Annotated in this window: 17 protein-coding genes; 5 read left to right on the top strand and 12 right to left on the bottom strand. The window is 72.8% G+C overall.

What is annotated here, in order from left to right:
• Positions 1 to 94: 94 nt before the first annotated feature.
• Entirely contained in the window at positions 95 to 2365 is a 2271-nt protein-coding gene (locus OHT51_RS10000; RefSeq protein ID WP_328878564.1) for an MMPL family transporter, read from the top strand.
• Between the two features lie 202 nt (positions 2366 to 2567).
• On the opposite strand, the gene OHT51_RS09990 is transcribed toward OHT51_RS10000, so the two are convergent.
• Together OHT51_RS09990 and OHT51_RS09985 are read right to left on the bottom strand one after the other, a co-directional pair.
• A complete protein-coding gene (locus OHT51_RS09990) occupies positions 2568 to 3977 on the bottom strand; it encodes an FAD-dependent oxidoreductase (protein ID WP_328878563.1) in 1410 nt (469 codons plus the stop codon).
• Between the two features lie 27 nt (positions 3978 to 4004).
• A complete protein-coding gene (locus tag OHT51_RS09985; RefSeq protein ID WP_328878562.1) occupies positions 4005 to 5027 on the bottom strand; it encodes a DUF4349 domain-containing protein in 1023 nt (340 codons plus the stop codon).
• A gap of 161 nt (positions 5028 to 5188) precedes the next feature.
• Between OHT51_RS09985 and hemG the strand changes: the two genes are divergently transcribed.
• Both hemG and hemQ read left to right on the top strand, forming a co-directional pair.
• Positions 5189 to 6649 (top strand): protoporphyrinogen oxidase, encoded by a 1461-nt coding sequence (hemG, locus tag OHT51_RS09980; RefSeq protein WP_328878561.1) that lies wholly within the window; start codon positions 5189 to 5191, stop codon positions 6647 to 6649.
• Between the two features lie 5 nt (positions 6650 to 6654).
• Positions 6655 to 7386, top strand: coding sequence for a hydrogen peroxide-dependent heme synthase (hemQ, locus tag OHT51_RS09975; protein ID WP_328878560.1), 732 nt, complete (start codon positions 6655 to 6657; stop codon positions 7384 to 7386).
• On the opposite strand, the gene OHT51_RS09970 is transcribed toward hemQ, so the two are convergent.
• The 5 genes from OHT51_RS09970 to OHT51_RS09950 form a co-directional block, all read right to left on the bottom strand.
• On the bottom strand, positions 7387 to 9054 hold the full coding sequence (locus tag OHT51_RS09970; protein WP_328878559.1) for an alpha/beta hydrolase: 1668 nt from the start codon (positions 9052 to 9054) through the stop codon (positions 7387 to 7389).
• A gap of 137 nt (positions 9055 to 9191) precedes the next feature.
• Complete coding sequence (locus tag OHT51_RS09965; protein ID WP_328878558.1) at positions 9192 to 9989, bottom strand: TIGR04222 domain-containing membrane protein; 798 nt, start codon at positions 9987 to 9989, stop codon at positions 9192 to 9194.
• A gap of 102 nt (positions 9990 to 10091) precedes the next feature.
• Entirely contained in the window at positions 10092 to 10877 is a 786-nt protein-coding gene (locus tag OHT51_RS09960) for a DUF4142 domain-containing protein (protein ID WP_328878557.1), read from the bottom strand.
• 127 nt (positions 10878 to 11004) lie between these two features.
• Positions 11005 to 12378 (bottom strand): DUF692 domain-containing protein, encoded by a 1374-nt coding sequence (locus OHT51_RS09955; RefSeq protein WP_328878556.1) that lies wholly within the window; start codon positions 12376 to 12378, stop codon positions 11005 to 11007.
• A gap of 396 nt (positions 12379 to 12774) precedes the next feature.
• Positions 12775 to 13491 (bottom strand): peptidyl-tRNA hydrolase, encoded by a 717-nt coding sequence (locus OHT51_RS09950; protein ID WP_328878555.1) that lies wholly within the window; start codon positions 13489 to 13491, stop codon positions 12775 to 12777.
• 106 nt (positions 13492 to 13597) lie between these two features.
• On the opposite strand from OHT51_RS09950, the gene OHT51_RS09945 reads away from it, so the two are divergent.
• Both OHT51_RS09945 and OHT51_RS09940 read left to right on the top strand, forming a co-directional pair.
• Positions 13598 to 14470 (top strand): ABC transporter ATP-binding protein, encoded by an 873-nt coding sequence (locus OHT51_RS09945; RefSeq protein WP_328878554.1) that lies wholly within the window; start codon positions 13598 to 13600, stop codon positions 14468 to 14470.
• A complete protein-coding gene (locus tag OHT51_RS09940; RefSeq protein ID WP_328878553.1) occupies positions 14467 to 15138 on the top strand; it encodes an ABC transporter in 672 nt (223 codons plus the stop codon). The genes OHT51_RS09945 and OHT51_RS09940 overlap by 4 nt, the downstream gene beginning before the upstream one ends.
• A gap of 8 nt (positions 15139 to 15146) precedes the next feature.
• On the opposite strand, the gene OHT51_RS09935 is transcribed toward OHT51_RS09940, so the two are convergent.
• From OHT51_RS09935 to OHT51_RS09915, 5 genes are all read right to left on the bottom strand, one after another.
• Positions 15147 to 15338 carry a hypothetical protein gene (locus OHT51_RS09935; RefSeq protein WP_328878552.1) on the bottom strand — a complete coding sequence of 64 codons (192 nt, stop codon included), beginning with the start codon at positions 15336 to 15338 and terminating at the stop codon, positions 15147 to 15149.
• Positions 15339 to 15356: 18 nt separating this feature from the next.
• Positions 15357 to 16214, bottom strand: coding sequence for a polysaccharide deacetylase family protein (locus OHT51_RS09930; protein ID WP_328878551.1), 858 nt, complete (start codon positions 16212 to 16214; stop codon positions 15357 to 15359).
• A gap of 99 nt (positions 16215 to 16313) precedes the next feature.
• On the bottom strand, positions 16314 to 17792 hold the full coding sequence (locus OHT51_RS09925; RefSeq protein ID WP_328878550.1) for a serine/threonine-protein kinase: 1479 nt from the start codon (positions 17790 to 17792) through the stop codon (positions 16314 to 16316).
• Positions 17793 to 17852: 60 nt separating this feature from the next.
• On the bottom strand, positions 17853 to 19220 hold the full coding sequence (locus OHT51_RS09920; RefSeq protein ID WP_328878549.1) for a PhoX family protein: 1368 nt from the start codon (positions 19218 to 19220) through the stop codon (positions 17853 to 17855).
• A gap of 92 nt (positions 19221 to 19312) precedes the next feature.
• A complete protein-coding gene (locus tag OHT51_RS09915) occupies positions 19313 to 20263 on the bottom strand; it encodes a slipin family protein (RefSeq protein ID WP_328878548.1) in 951 nt (316 codons plus the stop codon).
• Positions 20264 to 20335 lie beyond the last annotated feature (72 nt).

Raw genomic sequence — 20335 nt, 5'->3', positions numbered from 1 at the left:
GCGGCCCGCGGGCCGATGCCGCAGAGCGCCGTGGCGACGAGCCTCGGCATCGGCGGCCGTACAAGGACGGCCGACGAGGTGGTTGGAGGACCCGATGCTCTCGAAAGCCCTGTTGCGCCTGGGCGCAAGCGCCGCCCGCCATCCCTGGCGGGTGATCGCGGCATGGCTGATCGCCGCCACGCTCGCCGTCCTCGCCGCGATCGCCTTCGGCGGGCGGACCGCGGACTCGATGACCGCTCCGGGACTGGACTCCCAGCGGGCCGCGGAACTGATCGAGCGGGCCGGCACCGGCCAGGAGGGGATGACCGCCCAAGTGGTCGTCACCCCCCTCGACGGCGGTGCGACGTTCTTCGACCACGGCAGCGCACGCACCGCTCTCACGCGGCTGCAGACCGAGGTGAAGCGGCTGCCGCACGTGCTCGGCACGAGCGACCCGGCGGGGGCGCTCGACGCGGGCGGGGACACCGCCGTGCGCGGCGGGCTCGTCTCGGCCGACGGGCGGATCGCGGTCGTCCGGGTGCAGTACCCCGACCAGAGCCGGCTGTCGGCCGAAGACCTCGACGCCCTCGTCGATCTCGACGACCGGCTGCGCGCCGAACTGCCCCTGCGTATCGAGATGGGCGGGAACCTCTTCTACGCCTTCTCCGACCCCGACGGCGGCGCGAGCGAGCTGATCGGCCTCCTCGCCGCGGCCGCGATCCTGTTCCTGGCGTTCGGTTCGCTCGTCGCCGCCGCGCTGCCGATCGGCATGGCGGTCTTCGGGCTGACCCTCGGGGTCGCCACGATGACGGTACTGGCGGGGGTGACGGAGGTCCCCACCTTCGCACCGGTCCTGGGCAGCATGGTCGGGCTCGGAGTGGGCATCGACTACGCGCTGTTCGTGCTCGCCAGGCACCGGGAGTACCTCGCGTGCGGGCTCGATCCGCGGGCGGCGGCCGGACGAGCGGTGGCAACGGCGGGGCGGCCGGTGGTCTTCGCCGGCGGCACCGTCGTCGTGTCGATCCTCGGCCTCGCGGTCGCGAACGTGCCGTTCATGACGGTGGGCGGGGTTGCCGTCTCGATCGTCGTCCTGACGATGGTGCTCGCGTCGGTGACGCTGCTGCCGGCCTTCCTCGGCGCGGCGGGCCCGCGGCTGGGCCGGGCCGGCCGGATCGGCCGGGCACTTCGGGCCGGGCGGTCGGGCCGCCTCGGCCGACGGCGGGACACGGCGGCGGGCGCCGTCCCCGCCGCCGGGTGGCGGCGCTGGCTCGGGCACGTCGGCCGGCACCCGGTGCCGTACGCGGTCGGCGCCGCGGCGCTGCTGCTGACGGCGACGCTGCCCGTGCTCGGCCTGCGCGTCGGCCTGCCCGACGACGGCTCGCTGCCACAGAGCCGTACCGAGCGCCGGGCCTACGACCTCGTCGCCGAGGGGTTCGGCCCGGGCACCAACGGTCCCCTCGTCATCGCCGCGGACCCCACCGGTGATCCGGGAGTGCTGGACCGACTCGTCGGGGCGGTCGCGGCGGATCCGGGCATCGCATCCGTCGCGCCGACGCACATCGATCGGGCCACCGGCATCGCGACCCTCGTGGTGTTCCCGACCACCAGCCCTCAGGACAAGGCCACGGCCGACACCATCGCCCGGCTGCGCACCGACGTGCTGCCCACGGCGATCGGGCACGGCCCGGCCAAGGCTCACGTCGGCGGCGCCGCCGCGAGCCTGTCCGACGTGGGCCAACGCACCAGCCAACGCCTGCCGGTGTTCGTCGCCGCCGTGCTGGCGATGTCGTTCCTGCTGCTGATGCCGGTCTTCCGCTCGATACTCGTACCGCTCAAGGCGGTACTGCTGAATCTGCTGAGCATCGGCGCGGCCTACGGCATCATGGTCGCGGTCTTCCAGTGGGGCTGGGGAGGCGCACTCATCGGGCTGGAAGCGACGGTTCCGATCGTGTCGTTCATCCCGATGTTCCTCTTCGCCATCCTGTTCGGCCTCTCGATGGACTACGAGGTGTTCCTCCTCTCCCGCGTACGCGAGGAGTACCTGCGCACCGGCGACAACGGCACGGCGATCGTTGAGGGCGTCTCGCGCACCGCCCGGATCATCACCTCGGCCGCCCTCATCATGGTGGCGGTCTTCCTGTCCTTCGCCGTCGCCGAGGACCCCTCCACCAAAATGTTCGGGCTCGGCCTGGCCACCGCGATCTTCATCGACGCCACGGTCGTACGCATGGTGCTGGTACCGGCGACCATGACACTCCTCGGCCGGACCAACTGGTGGCTGCCGAAGTGGCTGGACCGGATGCTTCCCCGCGGCCCGGTGGGCACCGACGACACCGACGTGGAATCCACGGGTGAGGCCCCGCGTGCACGGCTGGTTGACCGTTGACTCAACTCCTGCCCGCCCTTGGCGTCCGGCACCCGCAGGTGGGCGCGGTTTCCGCGGGACGAGTACGCCTTGTCCCCGGCGACCGCGTCCGGCCGGATCCGGGGTCGGCCGACGGGCCCGCGTACCCGTACCTCCTTCCGGACTGGGATGAACGCATATCGCTACAGCCCCGCGCCCCTGAGGGCGTTGCCCGCGCCGCCTGTCATGAAGGTCCGGTGTTGACCGCCTTCGCTGCCTTGCGGGCTGCCACCAGGACCGGGTCCCAGACAGGGGAGAACGGGGGCGCGTATCCCAGGTCCAGGGACACCATCTGTTCCACCGTCATGCCGGCCGTCAGGGCGACCGCCGCGATGTCGACTCGTTTGCCCGCGCCCTCGCGGCCGACGATCTGGACGCCCAGGAGGCGGCCCGTGCGGCGTTCGGCGAGCATCTTGACCGTCATCAGCGAGGAGTTGGGGTAGTAGCCCGCGCGGCTCGTCGATTCGATCGTGGCCGTGACGTACTGCAGGCCGGCCCGGCGGGCGTCCTTCTCGCGCAGGCCCGTGCGGGCGATCTCCAGGTCGCAGACCTTGCTGACCGCCGTGCCGACGACGCCGGGGAACGTGGCGTAGCCGCCGGCGGCGTTCGTGCCGATGACCTGGCCGTGCTTGTTGGCGTGCGTGCCGAGGGCGATGTGGCGTTCCTGGCCGGAGACCAGGTCGAGGACCTCCACGCAGTCGCCGCCCGCCCAGATGCTCTCGTGGCCGCGTACCCGCATGGCGAGGTCGGTCAGCAGGCCGCCGTGGTCGCCGAGGGGAAGGCCGGCCGCTCGCGCGAGGGTCGTCTCGGGGCGGACGCCGATGCCGAGGACGACCACGTCCGCCGGGTACTCGGCGTCCTGCGTGGCCACCGCGCGGACCCGGCCGTCCTCGCCGGTGAGGATCTTGGTGACCTCGGTGTCGTTGACCATGGTGATGCCGAGGCCCTCCATGGCCTCGTGCACCAGACGGCCCATGTCCGCGTCGAGCGTGGACATCGGTTCGCTGCCCCGGTTGACGACCGTGACCTCGTAGCCGCGGTTGATGAGCGCCTCGGCCATCTCGACACCGATGTAGCCCGCGCCGACGACCACCGCGCGCCGGCCACGCGTGTGGTCCAGCGTGTCGATCAGGGCCTGGCCGTCGTCGAGGGTCTGCACGCCGTGGACGCCGGGGGCGTCGGCGCCCGGCATGTCGGGGCGGATCGGGCGGGCGCCGGTCGCGATGACGAGTTTGTCGTACGGCGTCCAGGACTCGGCGCCGGAATCGACGTCACGCGCGCGTACCCGGCCGCCTGCCACGTCGATCTCCGTGACCTCGGTCCGCATGCGCAGGTCGATGTCCCGCGCGCGGTGCTCCTCGGCCGTACGGGCGATCAACTGGTCGCGCTCCGGGACGTCGCCACCCACCCAATACGGGATGCCGCAGGCCGAGAAGGAGGTGAAGTGGCCGCGTTCGAACGCCACGATCTCCAGCTCCTCGGCGCTCTTCAGGCGCCGCGCCTGCGACGCCGCGGACATCCCCGCGGCGTCGCCTCCGATGACGACCAGTCGTTCTCGCGTTCCCGACCCACCACTCGCAGCGCTCATGTTCATGCGAACACGCTACGAGCGCCGGGCATTTCAGTCCCGCTCGCCGCCCTGTTCGGCGCCGCGCTCGTCCCCCGCGTGCGTGCGCCCCGGTGCCTGGCGGGCCGTCGGCAGCGGACCCAGGGCGGTCGTCGCGGGCGCGGTCGCCGGGCGGCGGGGCATCCGGGGCCGCAGGACCTTCAGCCACAGCAACACGATCAGTGCCGCCACCGCGGCGAACGGCAGCACGGCGCCGAACACCACCGCGAGCCAGCGCAGCATCGTCACGAACGCGCCCCAGCCGCCCGCGAGCGCGTCCAGGAAGCCGGGGTCCTCGTCCTTCGGGGCCGCCTTCTTCACCGGCGTCTCCGACAGGGAGAGGGTGATCGTGGCCAGGCTGGTGCGGTCCTTCAGGGACGCCTGCTGGGCCAGCAGCGCCTCCAGGTCCGCCTGGCGGGAGCTCAGCTCGCCCTCCAGCGTGACCACGTCGCTGAGCCTGGTCGCCCGGTCCATCAGCTCGCGGATCCGGGCCACGCTGGCCCGCTGCGACGTGATGCGGCTCTCCACGTCCACGACCTGGTCGGTGACGTCCTGCGCCTTGGCGCTGCGCTCGATCAGCTTGCCGGCGCCCTCCAGATCGGCGAGGACCTCGGCGTACTTGTCGACGGGCACGCGCAGGACGACCCGGGTGCGCTCATGGCCCTTCCCGTCGCCGGTGGTCGTCTCGTTGCCGACGTAGCCACCCGCGTTCTCGGTGGTGGCGCGGGCCTCGTCGAGGGCCTTCGGTACGTCCTTGACCTGCACGGTCAGTGAGGCCGTACGGATGATGTGGCTCGCCGTGGCCTTGGGCGGCGCGGTCGCCCGGTCCGCGCCGGAGCCGCTGCCCGGGGCGCCCGCGTCCGCACTCGCCTGGACCTCCTGCTTGGCGGCCGCGCCCCCCGCGGCGTCGCTGTCGGACCCCGCGTCGCCCGTGCCGCTGCAGCCGGTGAGCGCGAGGGCGGCGGCCAGCAGGAGGCCGGTCAGGACCTGAACCGGTCGTACGGGTGGTGCGGATCGTGCGGATCGTCGTGCGCGCATGTGGGCGTACCCCCGAGGGTTGTCGTGGCGACTGATGCTTCTTCGACGCGCGGGTCCGGCCGAACGTTGGCGGGAAACGGTCCCGATGCGGTCACGGTCGGGACTCGTGCGGGACACCAGGGCGCGGACGGGCTGTCAGTGGGGTCTGAGAGGCTGGGGACATGCGCGAAGCTGAGACTCGTAGGGGTGCCGGCCAGGTCGTCGTCATCGGCGGCGGGATCGCCGGTCTGGCGGCCGCCCACCGGCTGCTGGCCGCCGGCAGGCGGGTGACCGTCCTGGAGGCTTCGGACCGGGTCGGCGGCAAGCTGCTGCCCGGCACGATCGCCGGTGCGCGCGTGGACTTCGGCGCCGAGTCGATGCTGGCCCGCCGCCCCGAGGCCGTCGCTCTCGCCCGCGAGGTGGGCCTCGCCGACCGCCTGCAGCCGCCCGCCACCGCGACGGCCTCGATCTGGACCCGCGGCGCCCTGCGCCCCATGCCCAAGGGGCATGTGATGGGGGTCCCCGGCACCGCCGCCGCCCTGACCGGCGTCCTGTCCGACGAGGGGCTGGCCCGCATCGAGCGCGACGCGGACCTGCCCCGCACGGAGGTCGGGGACGACGTGGCGGTCGGCGAGTACGTGGCGGCACGCCTCGGCCGCGAGGTGGTCGACCGCCTGGTCGAGCCCCTGCTGGGTGGCGTGTACGCGGGCGACGCGTACCGCATCTCGATGCGCTCGGCGGTGCCGCAGCTCTACCAGGCGGCGAAGACGCACGAGTCCCTCACCGAGGGCGTTCGCGAGATCCAGGCCAAGGCCGCCGCCGGTCGGCAGACCGGGCCGGTGTTCATGGGTATCGAGGGCGGCGTGGGCCAACTCCCGCTCGCCGTCGCGGAGTCGGTGCGCGCGCGGGGCGGCGAGATCGTGACCGGGGCGCCGGTGACGGAGTGGCGCCGGGAGGCGTCCGGAGGGTGGCGTGTCGTCGCCGGTGACCGGGTGCTGCACGCCGACGCGGTCGTCGTCGCCGTACCCGCGCCGGCCGCCGCCGCCCTCCTGCGCGCCGAGGCCCCCAAGGCAGCCGCCGAGCTGGACGGCATCGAGTACGCCTCCATGGCCCTGGTCACCCTCGCCTACCGCCGAGCCGACACCGACCTGCCGGCGGGCAGCGGCTTCCTCGTGCCGCCGGTCGACGGGCGCACCATCAAGGCGTCGACGTTCGCCTCCCAGAAGTGGGGCTGGATCGCCGACGAGAACCCGGATGTGGTCGTGCTGCGTACATCCGTGGGCCGCTACGGCGAGACGGAGATCCTCGGCCGCGACGACGACCACCTCGTCGACGTCTCCCGCCGGGACCTCCGGGCGGCGACCGGCCTCGACGCCACCCCGCTGGAAACCCGCGTCACGCGCTGGACCGACGGCCTGCCCCAGTACCCGGTCGGCCACCACGCGCGCGTGGCCCGCGTCCGCGAGCACGTCGCCGAGGTGCCGGGCCTCGCGGTGTGCGGCGCGCAGTACGACGGGGTGGGCATCCCCGCGTGCATCGCGAGCGCGTACGCCGCGGTGGACCAGCTCGACGGCGATCTGAGCGGTGTCGGGGAGCTCACCGCCAACCCGGTGCAGAGTCTGCACGGCGGAGCGGGAGAATAGGGGACATGAGTGACGACGCCTCCACCACCGAGTCCGGCAGGATCCCGAACAAGGGCAAGCTGGCCAAGGACCTCAACGAGGTCATCCGCTACACCCTCTGGTCCGTCTTCAAGCTGAAGGACGTCCTCCCCGAGGACCGCGCGGGGTACGCCGACGAGGTCCAGGAGCTGTTCGACCAGCTCGCCGCCAAGGACGTGACGATCCGCGGCACGTACGACGTGTCCGGGCTGCGCGCCGACGCCGACGTCATGATCTGGTGGCACGCCGAGACCAGCGACCAGCTCCAGGAGGCGTACAACCTCTTCCGTCGCACCAGGCTGGGCCGCGCCCTGGAGCCGGTCTGGTCGAACATGGCGCTGCACCGCCCCGCCGAGTTCAACCGCTCGCACATCCCGGCGTTCCTCGCCGACGAGACGCCCCGTGACTACGTCAGCGTCTACCCCTTCGTGCGCTCCTACGACTGGTACCTGCTGCCCGACGAGGACCGCCGCCGCATGCTCGCCGACCACGGCAAGATGGCCCGCGGCTACCCGGACGTGCGCGCCAACACCGTCGCCTCGTTCTCGCTCGGCGACTACGAGTGGATCCTGGCCTTCGAGGCCGACGAGTTGTACCGCATCGTCGACCTCATGCGCCACCTGCGCGCCTCGGAGGCCCGCATGCACGTCCGCGAAGAGGTGCCGTTCTACACGGGCCGTCGCAAGAGCGTGGCCGAACTGGTGGCCGGGCTCGCCTGATCAGTGCGGGAGCCGGGCGGTGGCCTGCTGAGGCCGGCCGCCCGGCTTCGTCGCGGTGTGCTGCCTCAGCTTCTTCGCCTTGCTCTCGCCCGGGCGCTCCGGCTTGGGCTCGGGGTGCCCCTCGCACGCCGCACGCCGGGCCGGGAGGCGGCCCTCCAGCAGGTAGGCGTCGACGTGACCGTTGACGCACGCGTTCGGGCCGTACGCGATGCCGTGCGTGCCGGCGTCCCGCTCGGTCACCAGTACCGAGCCCGACAGCCGCCGGTTCATCTCCAGCGCCCCGTCGTACGGCGTGGCGGCGTCCCGCTCGGCGGCCAGGATCAGGATCGGCGGCAACTCACCCCGCCCGGTCCGCACATCCAGCGGCTCCTGGCGGGGCGCCTGCCAGTAGGCGCACGGCAGGTTCATCCACGCGTTGTCCCAGGTCTCGAACGGCGCCACGCGCGCGAGCCGCGTGTTGTCCCGGTCCCAGACCGCCCAGTCCGTCGGCCAGGGCGCGTCGTTGCACTCCACGGCCGTGTAGACCGCGCTCGAGTTCTCGTCCTCGGCCGCCGCCTCCTTCGCCGGCGCGGCCAGCTCGACCAGCGGCTTCGGGTCGCCCTTCACATACGCCGACAGCGCCTTCGCGCGTGACGGCCAGTAGTCGTCGTAGTACCCGGCCTGCAGGAACGCCTCCTGCAGCTGGCCGGTCCCGACCTTCCCGCCCGCCGGCTCCTCGGCCAGCCGCGCCCGTACCTTCTGGTAGCTGCGCAGCACCTCGTCGGACGTGGCGCCGAGGCCGTACACGTCGTCGTGCTCGGCGACCCACTCCCGGAAGTCCGCCCACCGCTCCTCGAACGCGGCCGACTGGGCGAGGTTGCTGCGGTACCAGATCTGCGCCGGGTCCGGGTTCACTGCCGAGTCGAACACCATCCGCCGTACGTGCGAGGGGAAGAGCGTCGCGTACACCGCGCCGAAGTAGGTGCCGTACGACGCCCCCATGAAGGTCAGCTTCGACTCGCCCAGTGCGGCCCGCAGGACGTCCAGGTCACGGGCGTTGTTCAGGGAGTTGTAGTGCTGCAGGGCGGTGCCCGTGCGCTGCGCGCAGCCAAGTGCGTACGCCTTCGCCCGGGCGATGCGCTCCTTCTTGTACTCCTCCGAGGGGTGCGTCGGCGCCTGCACCGGCCCCTTGACGGACTGCTTGGGGTCCTGGCAGGACAGCGGCGCGGACGGCGACACCCCGCGCGGGGCGTAGCCGACCAGGTCGTACGCTGCCGCCAGCCGCTTCCACGCGGGCAGCAGGCCGATCAGCGGGAAGTGCAGCCCGGAGGCACCCGGCCCGCCCGGGTTGTAGACCAGGGCGCCCTGCCCGGGCACCCGGCGCTTGCTGTTGTGCGGGTCCTTGTGCGTGGCCCGCACCCGGCTGACGGCGAGCTTGATCTGTTTGCCGTCGGGGCGGGCGTAGTCGAGCGGGACGGACACCGTGCCGCACTGCATCTTGCCCGGCAGGCCCTGCCCCTTGGAGCATTCGCCGAAGGTGATGCCGGCGGCCTCGGCGCGCGCGGCGGCCACGGTCGTGCCGTGCTGCTCGACCGTGCCCGGGGCGGCCCCGGTGCTGCCGGCCGGAGCGGCGGAGAGGGTCGTCAGGAGCAGAGCCCCGGCGACCGAGTAGAGGGCGGCAGCTCTCATGGCGTATCCCTTCGGTGCACGGCAGCAACAAAAGGGATATTTCGTTCGTCTGTTGATGAAGGCAAGCACCACCCTGCCGGTGTCGGCCTCAATGCCCCCTATGCGTCACCGAGCCGACGGGCTGTCAGTCGTAGCTGTCAGTCCTGCCGGTGGAACGCGTGGTGGTGCGGCTCGCGGTGCGCGAAGGCCGCACGCAGGTCCGGCTCGCCGATCGCGCGTACGCCCCTTATCGCGACGGAGGTGAGGTACGTACGGTCGTCCCCGGCCCCAGAGCTCCGGACCAGGGTGCTCAGCAGCCGCTGCCCGGCCGGGGAGGCCCACTGCGCGTACGGGTGGATCTCGATCCGGGCGATGGCGAGACAGCTCAGGGTGAGCACGAAGGGGAGCGCGAACCAGAGCGCGACCAGGTGGGCCGGCACGTCCGACTGGGCCGGCGCCAGCAGCGCGACCGCGCCCAACGCCAGTACGGCGGCCGCGGCGAGTTGCACCTGCCGGATCGCGGCCGCGATCCCGGTGCGCTCCCCGTCGGGTACGGCGAGGCCCGCGCTGACCAGACGGTCGGCGAGGCTGCCGACCGCCTCGGCCGCGGCTGCGGCGTCCCGCACCGGCTCGATGCGGGACTGGCCCTGCGGCCCGATGGCCCCTATCACCGAGCGCTCCATCTCGTCCCGGCCGCGCGGATCGACGACCGTCGCCCAGCCGGTGTGCGCGAGCAGCAGGCGCCGCTGCCGCGCCATGGAGACGAGGGTCAGATCGGCGACCCGTCGCGGGCCGCCGGACAGGAAAGCGGCCTCGTACAGCGTCAGATCGTGTCCCCGGCCCGCGGTCGCCTCTGTCGCGTCCGAGGCCGCGGCGTGTACGGCGGCCAGGCACAGGCGCGTGCAGGCAGTGCCGGCGACGGCCCAGGCCAGCAGGAGGAGAAGGACCCAGAACATGCCGCGTTTCTATGCCAAAGGCCCAGTGAAACGCCATGCCTTATTCACAATACGGACCGAGAGTTGCCGGGATGTGACGTTCCGGATAGGGCGTCGAGGGCGTCAGGACCCCTGCGGGCGAGGGCTGGTCGCGGCCGGCGGCAGGGTGTACTTGGGTGACGGCGACGGGGGCGGGCTCATCGGGACGGCCGGAGCGGGGTCCTCGGTCGGCCCGGGCGGGGCGGGGGAGGGCGTCGGCGGAGGGGTGCTGTCGGCGACCATGTCCCGGGCCACGGCGTCGTAGTCGACGTAGCCGGTCGCCTCCAGGACCGTGATGTGGTCCAGCACCGTGGTGTTGGCGTCGTCGGCGAGCTTGCGGACGAGGGAGTTGCGCGTACTGGCCCGCACCTGCGCCACGACGGAGAACACCTTGCCGTGCGCCAGGCGCAGGATGTTCGCGAACTGTCGGTCGTACTCGACGCTCTGGGCCGCGCTCAGGGTGTCCAGCCACTCCTGCTGCTGCTCGGTGGGCTCGTTCGGCAGCGCGAGGCTGAGCTTGGCGGCGACGTCACGTACCCGCTCGTCGAGGAACGTGTGCCCCTCGATGAGGTGCCGGCCGGCGGTCCGTACGGCCGGGGTGGTGCCCTTCCGCTGCGCCTGCTCACCGGCGGGCAGCTCCCACAGCCCTGCCAGCCGGACCTTCGTGATGAAGTCGCGGTCCAGCGCGGACAGCGGCCCGTACCCGGTCGAGACGGTCTCCGCGTTGAGCACGTCCAGCCCGGTCCCGGACCGGTCGGCGTACGACCAGATGGGAAAGACCATCGCCAACAGCGTCGCCGTCAGGCCGGTGATGATCAGCCCGGTGCCGCTGAAGATGCCTCGGCCGTTGACGCGGGGTTGCGATCGCATGGTGCCTCCTGGTGCGGCACCGCACGTTAGTGCGCTTCGGGGGTGGGTTGGCATATTACTTCGGCGCCGGAGTGTGCCGTGCCCGGCACCCGGCTCATCGCCGCAGCCGCCCCGTCCGCTTCCCCGCTCAGCGCCGCAGCAGCACGCGTCGCGTGGCGCGGGCCAGCCGTACCCCCGGCCGTCGCGACCGCGGCGTCGGGCCCGAGCGCTCCAGCCACCACTCCTGCAACTCCGCCCGGACCCGGGCGTCTTCGAGCCGGCCGCCGGCCAGCAGGTACCCGGCGAAGGCCAGGGCGTCGCGCCGGTAGCCGTCGGTCATCGGGTGCCCGTGGCTGTAGCCGAGGAAGGCCCGTCGATACCCGTTCCCGAGGATCACCGGCAGCTCGGGCGCGACCTTCGCCACGACGTCCGCCCGCTTGCCGGCGAGCGCCCGCGCCTGCACGCCGAGCCGTACCCGGTCGAACCCCTCGGGCACCGGCGTCCCGGCGACGAGCGCGGACAGCAGCGAGGCCTGTGCGAGGGCGAGCCGCTGACGAGCGGGATCGGTGACTGCCTCGGACCGCACCGTCTTGTCCCGGGGTGGGGTGTCGACGCAGGACGACCTCTCCGCGGACACCAGGCCTCCCTGCGCCGCCCCCTCTGCCGACGCCCGCCTCTCAGTGGCCTCCCTCTCCACCGCCCCCTTCTCCAACGCCCCCCGAATCGCCCCCAACTCGCGCTCCAGCTCCCCCGGCTCCGGGAAGTTCTCGTCGCGTTCCAGCAGAACCCCGGGCGGGGTCACGCGGGAGGCGAGGTCCGTCAGGATGTCGAGGACCGGCCGGGGCACGGCGTGGGCGTGGCTGTCGTGCCAGACGCCGTCGCGTTCGAAGCCGCCCGCGACATGGACGTACGCGATGGCCTCCAGCGGAAGTTCGGCGAGGGCCTTGGCGGGGTCCTCGCCCCGGTTGACGTGGTTGGTGTGGAGGTTGGCCACGTCGATGAGCAGCCGCACCCCCGTGCGGTCGGCCAGCTCGTACAGGAACTGCCCCTCCGTCATCTCCTCGCCCGGCCAGGAGATGAGGGCCGCGATGTTCTCCACGGCGAGCGGCACGGGCAGCGCGTCCTGCGCGATACGGACGTTCTCGCACAGCACGTCGAGGGCGTCCCGGGTGCGGGGGACCGGCAGAAGGTGCCCCGCCTCCAGGCGCGGCGACGCCGTGAGCGGCCCTCCCGCCCGTACGAACGCGATGTGCTCGGTGACCAGCGGCGCCCCCAGCGCCTGAACCCGCTCGGCGAGCGCGGTCAGCCGCCCGGCGTCGGGCCGCTCCGCTCCGCCCAGCCCGAGCGAGACGCCGTGCGGGATCACGGTCACGCCGCGCTCCCGCAGCCGTACCAGGGACTCCGGAAGATGCCCGGGGCAGACGTTCTCGGCGACGGCCTCGACCCAGTCGATGCCCGGCATGCGCTCCACGGCGTCCGCGATCTCCGGACGCCACCCGATCCCCGTACCCAGTCGCTCCATCGTCCCCTCCTCGGCCTTTTCCGTACCCGCTGCCCCGTCTCCTCGGACGTGCCGGACGTGACGGGGGTATGGCCCCGCGGGACCCGCCCGAACCCCTGGGCGGGCACCTTCAGAGCAACATTTGAGGTTGGGCGGCCGGGACCCGCGTCCCGCTCCCCGCACCCGGCGAGCGGCCTCGCAAGGTCGTACGCACCGCACGCCGACAGCGTTCAAACGCCCCGCGCAAGCACGCCTGAGACCTGAACACGGCACACCTGCCCGCCGGGTGGTTGCTCAGGTACCGAGATTCCGGACGGTCTCGGTGAGCTCATCGAACAGGGCCTTCAGCGCGATTACGTGGCCGGGTTCCGGTTGCCCGGCGCCGGTCCGGCAGCCGCTCCGAGGAACGCCCGTGTCCTACCGCAGCGCCGGATGGTCGGCGACCACCGTGCACGATCCGGGCGCGATCTCCGTGAACCCCGCGTCGCGCACCAACGGCAGCCCTCGGGTCGTCAGCTCGGGCCAGCGCTCCGGGTCCGCGGTCCGTACGGCGAGCGGGAACCCCGCGTCGCGCCAGGCGGCCCGTTCCTCGTCCGACAGCGCCCACCAGGCGAGTTGCGCTGCGTGCCCGGTCTGCGCCATCGCCTTGCCGGCCGACATGTCGAGGTCGGGGTTCAGCCAGAGCACGGGCGCCGACGGGTCGGCGTCCACGGGGGGCTCCGGGTCGTCGAGGTCGGTGCCGGAGACCTGGAGCTTCGCCAGTTCCTTGGGCCACCCGTCCAACGGCACGGGCGGGAAGACCCGCACCTCGGCCGACTTGCCGGTGACGGTGATGCCCGGCAGCGTTTCCGCCCGCCGCCACTCGGCGCCGCGGGCCCGCCGCACGACCTTGCGGATCCGGGCGTCCTGCCAGTCCCGCATGGCCGCGGCCCACTCGCCGTCGCCGACGGAGCGCTCGTCGTCGAGGATCACCAGGACGGCGCGGGCGGAGGTTTCGAGGGCGTCGGTGCGAGCGGGTGGAGCGCCCCGCTCGATCCGTACGACGAGAGGCAGTACGAACTGCGGAGCGTCATCGCGGGCACTGGGCTCCGACCGGAAGGGGCTGTCGCCGGCGGACGTCGGTTCTTGGCTCACGACAACACCCTAAGGGGCGCGGAACCGTGTCGATTTGGCTGGTCCGCCGCGTGAGCGCGATCAGCTCCCGGCCGGCCGCCACGCGCCATGGGACAGGATGTCCTCCATGCAACGTGATCTTCGTCTGGACAACGTGGGCCGCCGCTACGGCCTGCGCGGCCCATGGGTCTTACGCGGCGTGCATCTCACCGTGCCGCCCGGCAACCTCATCCGCGTCGAAGGACCCAACGGCACCGGCAAGTCCACCCTCCTCCGGCTCCTGGCCGGCATCGACGCCCCGACCGAGGGCCGTATCACCGGCCGCCCCCGCACCGCATACGTCCCCGAACGCTTCCCCACGGCCCTCCCCTTCACCGCCGTCGGCTACCTCACCCATCTCGGCAAGGTGCACGGCCTCTCCCGTGCCGCGGCCACCCGGGCCGCCCTGGAGTGGCTCGACCGCTTCGGCGCCGCCTCGTACGCCCGTACGCCGATGGCCCAGCTGTCGAAGGGCAGCAGCCAGAAGGTCGCCGTCGTCCAGGCCCTCCTCGCCGAACCGGAGCTGCTCGTCCTCGACGAGGCGTGGACCGGCCTCGACGCCGCCGCTCGCGAGGAACTGGAGCGGGCCGTCGTCGAACGCACCGCGGGCGGCACCGCCGTGGTCTTCGTGGACCACGACCCGGGCCGCCTGGCGGGAGCGCCCGACGCGACGTACACCGTGCGGGACGCGGGACTCGGCCTGCGTACGGAAGACGCGCCTTCGGCACCCGCCGGCCCGCACGTGACCGTCGTCGTGCAGGGCCCGCGGGGCGGACAGCTCCCCGCCGACGCGACCCGCACCGTCATATCGGCGGAGGAACCCGAGCCCGGCACCCACCGCCTGACCGTCCCCGCGTCCCATTCGGACGTCCTCCTGCGCGCCCTGCTGACGGCCCGCCCGCCCTGGCATGTGGTGAGCGTGAGACAGGAGCCGACCCCCGAGACCGAGAGCCGCCGATGACCGCCCTTCTCAGCTACCAGAGCGCCCTGCTGGCCCGTTCGCAGCGCTGGCTGCCGCCGTTCATCCTGTACGTCGTGTTCCTCGGGATCGGTGTGTCGAGCGGTCAGCCGGTGCTCGACTCGCTCGGCTACACGGCCGCGGCCCTGCTGCCCGTCGCCGCCTGGCTGGTGCGGATCTGCGTCACCAACGAGCCGCCCGCCGCCCGCAGTTGTGTGTCCGCGGCGGTCGGGCCGGGGCGGGCGCACCTCGCCGCACTGCTGGTCGCGCTGACCGCGGCGGCGGTCCTGGGCACGCTCGCGACCCTCGTCGTGACGCTGATCAGCGATCCGGTGAGCGCGGATCACCAGACGCGTGTGCCGCGGCTCCCGGCGGGCGCGGCCGGGCTGCTCGCCACGCTGGCCTGCGCCCTGCTCGGCACGGCCGTCGGCGCCCTCACCACCTGGCCGTTGCTGCGCTCCACGGGACGCGCGGTCCCCACGATGCTGCTCGCGGCGCTGCTGTCCGTGGTCGTGACCGGCTCCCCGGCACAGGCGGCGGTCAGCGGCCTGGTCACCGGCTCCCGCTCGGGCACGGTCCCCATGCCCCTGCTGCCGTTGGCCGCGGCGGGCCTGCTCACGGCGGCGGCGATCGCCGTGGCCTGCGCGCTCACGTCCCGCCGGTCACCCTGAGGAAGGGCTCACCCCGAACAGGCCGTGCGCTGCGCCTCCTGCCACTCACAGACCGGGCAGAGCGTGATCCCCTTGTACGACTCCGGGTACTCCGTGGGCTCCCGGCACAGCACGCACTCGGCGTACGGCGGCCCGTCGGCCTTGGGCGGCCGGGTCGCGTCGATCAGGCAGTAGTCGTTCGTGGCCTGTTCCTCGCTCATGCGTCCAGCGTACGAGCATCAGGTCCGCCCGCCGGCCGCCCCGATCAGCTCGGACACCTTCACGAACCGAAAGCCCCTGGCGCGCAGCTCGGGTACGACGCTGCGGACCACCCGCTCGGTCGTCGGAGCGGCACTGAGCGTGCAGTGCATGACGACCACGGACCCCGCCCGCACCCCGTCCAGCACCTCCTGCGCGACGGCACGGGCGTCCGTCGCGAACGCGTCCCCGCTCACCACGTCCCACTGCACGGCGGTGACGCCGGCCGGGCTGAGCGCCTTCAGAGCGCGCCGGTCGTAGCAGCCGCCGGGAAACCGGAAGTACGGCATCGCGTCACGGACCCCCACTTTCCGCAACGCCGCGTACGCACGCTCCACATCCACCCGCATCCGCTCCTCGCCGACCGTCGGCAGCCCGTAGCAGTCCTCGGTGAAGGCGTAGTGGCTGTAGGAGTGGTTGGCGACCTCGAACAGCGGGTTCCGCCCGATGGCCCGGGCCTGATCCGGGTACTCCTCGGCCCATCGCCCCGTCATGAACACGGTCGCCGGCACCTTCAACTCCCGCAGGGCAGCGACCAGCCCGGGATTGTCGAACCGCTCCCCCCGCGCCGCCCGGGGCCCCTGGTCCGCGGTCATGTCGGCGTCGAAGGTGAGCGCGACGGCCTTGTCCCGACCGCGTGGACCGTGCTCGAAGACGGGCGTCACACCGGCGGGACCGGGGGCCAGGGTCGGCGGCCTTGCCATGGGGGAGACGCCGGCGGTGGCGCTGGGCGCGGGCAGGGGAGCCCGGGTCGCCTCGTGCGGCGCACAGGCGGCGAGCGCGCTGAGCGCCGCACCCAGGGCGCAGAGGGCGGTGACGCGGCGTACAGATGTGATCACCGTATGAAGATATGAGGATTAAACAGTCATTTCGGTACGCCGATGGGTACGCCGGGCCCGTGTCACCCGCCCGGCGGACCGCGGCCTCTCCCGGGCTGCTCAGTCGGTTCGTGTGCAGGAGCCCGTCGGTGCGGTGGCCGGAGGGCGGCACTGGAGGCTGTACTCGCTCGCGTCCGTGCTCAGGTAGCGGCCCATGCAGGTGCTCACCGAAGTGCGGCCGCGCTCGGCGCAGAAGGTGAGGGCGGCGCGGCCGTCGGCGAAGGGGCCGGGGGCGTAGATCACCCAGTAGCCGGGGCGCAGGGAGGCGTACTCGTCGCTGCGCAGGACGGCCGCCTCCGGCACCGACCGGCGGACGGTGGCGAGCCGCTTGTCCCGGGCCGCGGTGCCCGCGGCGACGGGTTCGGAGTGGAGCTGGGCGATCCAGCGGCCGTCGGGGGTGGCGGGCGGGGTGGCAGTGGCGGTCTTCGTGGTGGGGGTCGGTGCGGGCGTCGGCTGTTGTTTCGCCGGGGTGGGGATGGACGTCGTGGCCGCAGGGGCGTTCGAGGTGGCGCGGGCCTTGTCGTCGCCGGTGTCGCCGGGGCGCAGGGCGAGGAGGACCAGAGCCGCCGCGGTGGCGATCGCGAGCCCTGCAGTCACGGCCACGACGAGGGGCCCCCGGCGCCGGGGCTCGTGCATCCGCTGCGGAACAGTGGGCCGGGGCGTGTCGAGCTGCGTCGGCGTCGCAGGCGCGGGCGGTGCGGCGGCGGTCAGCGTCGGCTGTGCCCAGTACGGCGTCGTACCGGCCTCCACCTGCGCCAGCATCGTGTCAAGGCGGGCGGCGTCCGGGCGCGCCGCCGGGTCCCGTACCAGCAGGGCGTCGAGCACCGGCGTCAGCGAGCCCGAGCGGGTCGGCGGCGGGAGAGGCTCGTCGAGTACGGCGGCCAGGGTGGCAAGCGTGGTGGGGCGGCGCAGAGGGCTGACGCCCTCCACGCACACGTACAGCACCACGCCCAGCGACCAGAGGTCGGCGGCGGGGTCGTCGTCGCGGCCCCGGATCCGCTCGGGGGCCATGTACTCGGGCGAACCGACGAGCTCGCCGGTCGCCGTGAGGGCCGTCGTGCCCTGCAGGGCGGCGATGCCGAAGTCGGTGAGGACGGCGTCGCCGTCGGGACGCAGGAGGATGTTGGCGGGCTTGACGTCCCGGTGCTGGATGCCCGCCGCGTGCGCGGCCCGCAGCGCGCCGAGCACCTGACGGCCGACGCGGGCCGCCTCCACCGGAGTCAACGGGCCGTCGTCCAGGCGCCGCTGGAGCGAGACGCCCGGCACCAGCTCCATCACGATCCAGGGGTGCGGGTCGGCGGCCACGATCTGGTGGACGGTGACCACATGGGGATGGCTCAGCCGGGCCAGCGCCCGCGCCTCCCGCAGCACCCGCTCGCGCACCACACCGACCGTGTCCGCGTCGGACCGGACCGCCTTGAGCGCGACCTCGCGGTGCAGCACCGTGTCGCGAGCCCGCCACACGGTGCCCATTCCTCCGCTGCCCAGCCGCTCCACCAGCTCGAAACGGCCGTCGACGACATCCCCCGGTGCGTTCATGCCGCACAGGTTAGAGGACGTTCCGGAGAGGAAGCCTCCACTCGTTCGAGGGACGGTGCGCTACCTGCGCCAGGGGCCCGTCACCGCGAACGTCGTCCCCGGCGTGTAGCAGTTGACGTACATCGTCTCGCCGTCCGGTGCGAAGGTCACCCCGGCGAACTCGCCCCACTCCGGCTCCTGCGGCGTGCCCAGGTTCTGCGCGTTGCGCGCCATCGCGTACACCTCCCCGCGCCTGGTCACGCCGAACAGGTGCTGGGCGCCGTTGCCGTCCTCGCACACCATCAGGCCGCCGCTGGGGGCGAGGCAGATGTTGTCCGGGGACTCGCCGGGGAGCTGGAGGTCGGTGTCCGGACCGAAGACGATCACGAGGGTGAGACGGCGCTCGGTGGGGTCGTAGCGCCAGATCTGGCCGTAGTGATCCGCCGCCGAGCCCTCCGCGCTGCGGGCGAAGGACGAGACGAAGTAGACGCAGCGGCCGCCCCAGTAGCAGCCCTCCAGCTTCTGCGCGTGGGTGATGCCCTTCGGGCCGAAGTCCTGGTGGCGGATGGGGGTTCGGGCGGCGAGGGGGTCCGGTACGTCGACCCACTCGATGTTCTCGAAGGTCGCACCCGTCTCCTGGATCGAGGAGAGGTCCGGTACGCCCGGGACACGCATCGCCTGGAGGCGGCCGCCCGCGCGCAGGGAGCCGAGGCCGCCGTGCGGGGCGTCCGGGAGGAAGCGGTAGAAGAGGCCGAAGGGGCGCTCGAAGGCGTCCTCGGTCTCGTAGACGATGCCGCGCCGCGGGTCGACCGCGATCGCCTCGTGCTGGAAGCGGCCCATCGCGGTCAGCGGGACGGCGCCGGAGCGGTGCGGGTTCGCCGGGTCGACCTCGAAGATGAAGCCGTGGTCCTTGGTGTAGCCGTTGGTGCCGGCCTTGTCCTCGGTCTCCTCGCAGGTCAGCCAGGTGCCCCAAGGGGTGGGCCCGCCTGCGCAGTTGACGGCCGTACCGGCGATGGCGACACGCTCGGACAGGACACGGTTGCGGGAGTCCAGGGTCAGGGCCGTACAGCCGCCCTTGCCCTGCGGGTCGTAGGTGAGGTCGGGGACCGTCGGGACGGGGACGGCCGCCGTGTTGCGGTTCTCGTGGTTGCGGACCAGGTGGACGCGGCCGCGGGAGCCCGGCAGGGCTGTCATGCCGTCGTGGTTGGAGGGGACCGGGCCCTCGCCGGAGCGGAGTTGGTCGCCCTCGCGGGACAGGACCCGGTAACGGAATCCTTCCGGCAGGTCGAGCAGGCCCTTGGGGTCGGGGACCAGGGGGCCGTATCCGGTGTGGCCGAGGGTCTGCGCTGCGGCGGTGCCTGCGAAGAGCTCCGACAGGGACCCGGCGAAAGCGATGCCGATACCCAGGGAGCCGGAGCGGGCGAGGACCTGACGTCGTGTTGCGGACATGGGGGGAAACCTTCCTGCTGGCGGACAGGAACTTTGATCCCGCCGTGTCTATCACCTGGCGCGACTCGCGTGAACCACGCGCGTAGCGTGTGTCACTTCAGTGGCACTTGGCCAGGGGGCTCCGCTGGGGGTTCGGCCGGGGGTTCAGCAGTCGGTTCGGCCGGAGGCTCCGTGGATTCCTCGACGGCTATCGGCTCGGAGACGGCGGCCGGCTCGTCGACGGTGGCCGGCTCGGGAACGGCCGCCGGCTCGGTGGTCGCTCGGGCCGCCTGGTCCTGCGGTGGCTGTGCGCCCCGCTCCAGGAACCGCAGCAGCTCCACCGGGATCGGCAGCACCAGCGTGGAGTTCTTCTCCGCCGCCACCGCCATCACCGTCTGCAGCAGCCGCAGTTGGAGGGCGGAGGGCGCGTCGGCCATCTGGTGCGCGGCCTCGGCCAGCTTCTTGGAGGCCTGGAGTTCGGCGTCGGCGTTGATGACCCGGGCCCGCCGCTCCCGGTCGGCCTCGGCCTGGCGGGCCATGGACCGCTTCATCGACTCCGGCAGGGACACGTCCTTGATCTCGACGCGGTCGATCTGCACGCCCCAGCCGATCGCCGGACTGTCGAGCATCAGCTCCAGGCCCTGGTTGAGCTTCTCGCGGTTGGACAGCAGATCGTCCAGATCGCTCTTGCCGATGATCGAGCGCAGCGAGGTCTGCGCCATCTGGGAGACGGCGAAGCGGTAGTCCTCGACGTTGATGATCGCAGCCGCCGCGTCCACGACCTGGAAGTACACGACCGCGTCGACCCGCACGGTCACGTTGTCGCGGGTGATGCCCTCCTGGGCGGGCACGGGCATCGTCACGATCTGCATGTTGACCTTGTGGAGCCGGTCGACGGCCGGGAGGATCATCGTGAACCCCGGCTCGCGCACGGAGCCCCGCAGCCGGCCGAGCCGCAGGATCACCCCGCGCTCGTACTGCTTGACGACCCGCGCGGCAGCCGCGACGTACACCAGCCCCACCGCTGCGACACCTGCGGCCGCACCCAGCAGTTCCTCGATCATGGCGACCCCCTTGCCGAGAGGTCCGATCAGTACGCTCCTGTAACGCTATGTCCTGCAACGATATGCCCGGTG

This window comes from Streptomyces sp. NBC_00299 (genome assembly GCF_036173045.1).
GTDB lineage: Bacteria > Actinomycetota > Actinomycetes > Streptomycetales > Streptomycetaceae > Streptomyces > Streptomyces machairae.
The sequence above is the reverse complement of the archived record's forward strand: the minus strand, read 5'-3'. Positions and strand labels throughout refer to the sequence as shown.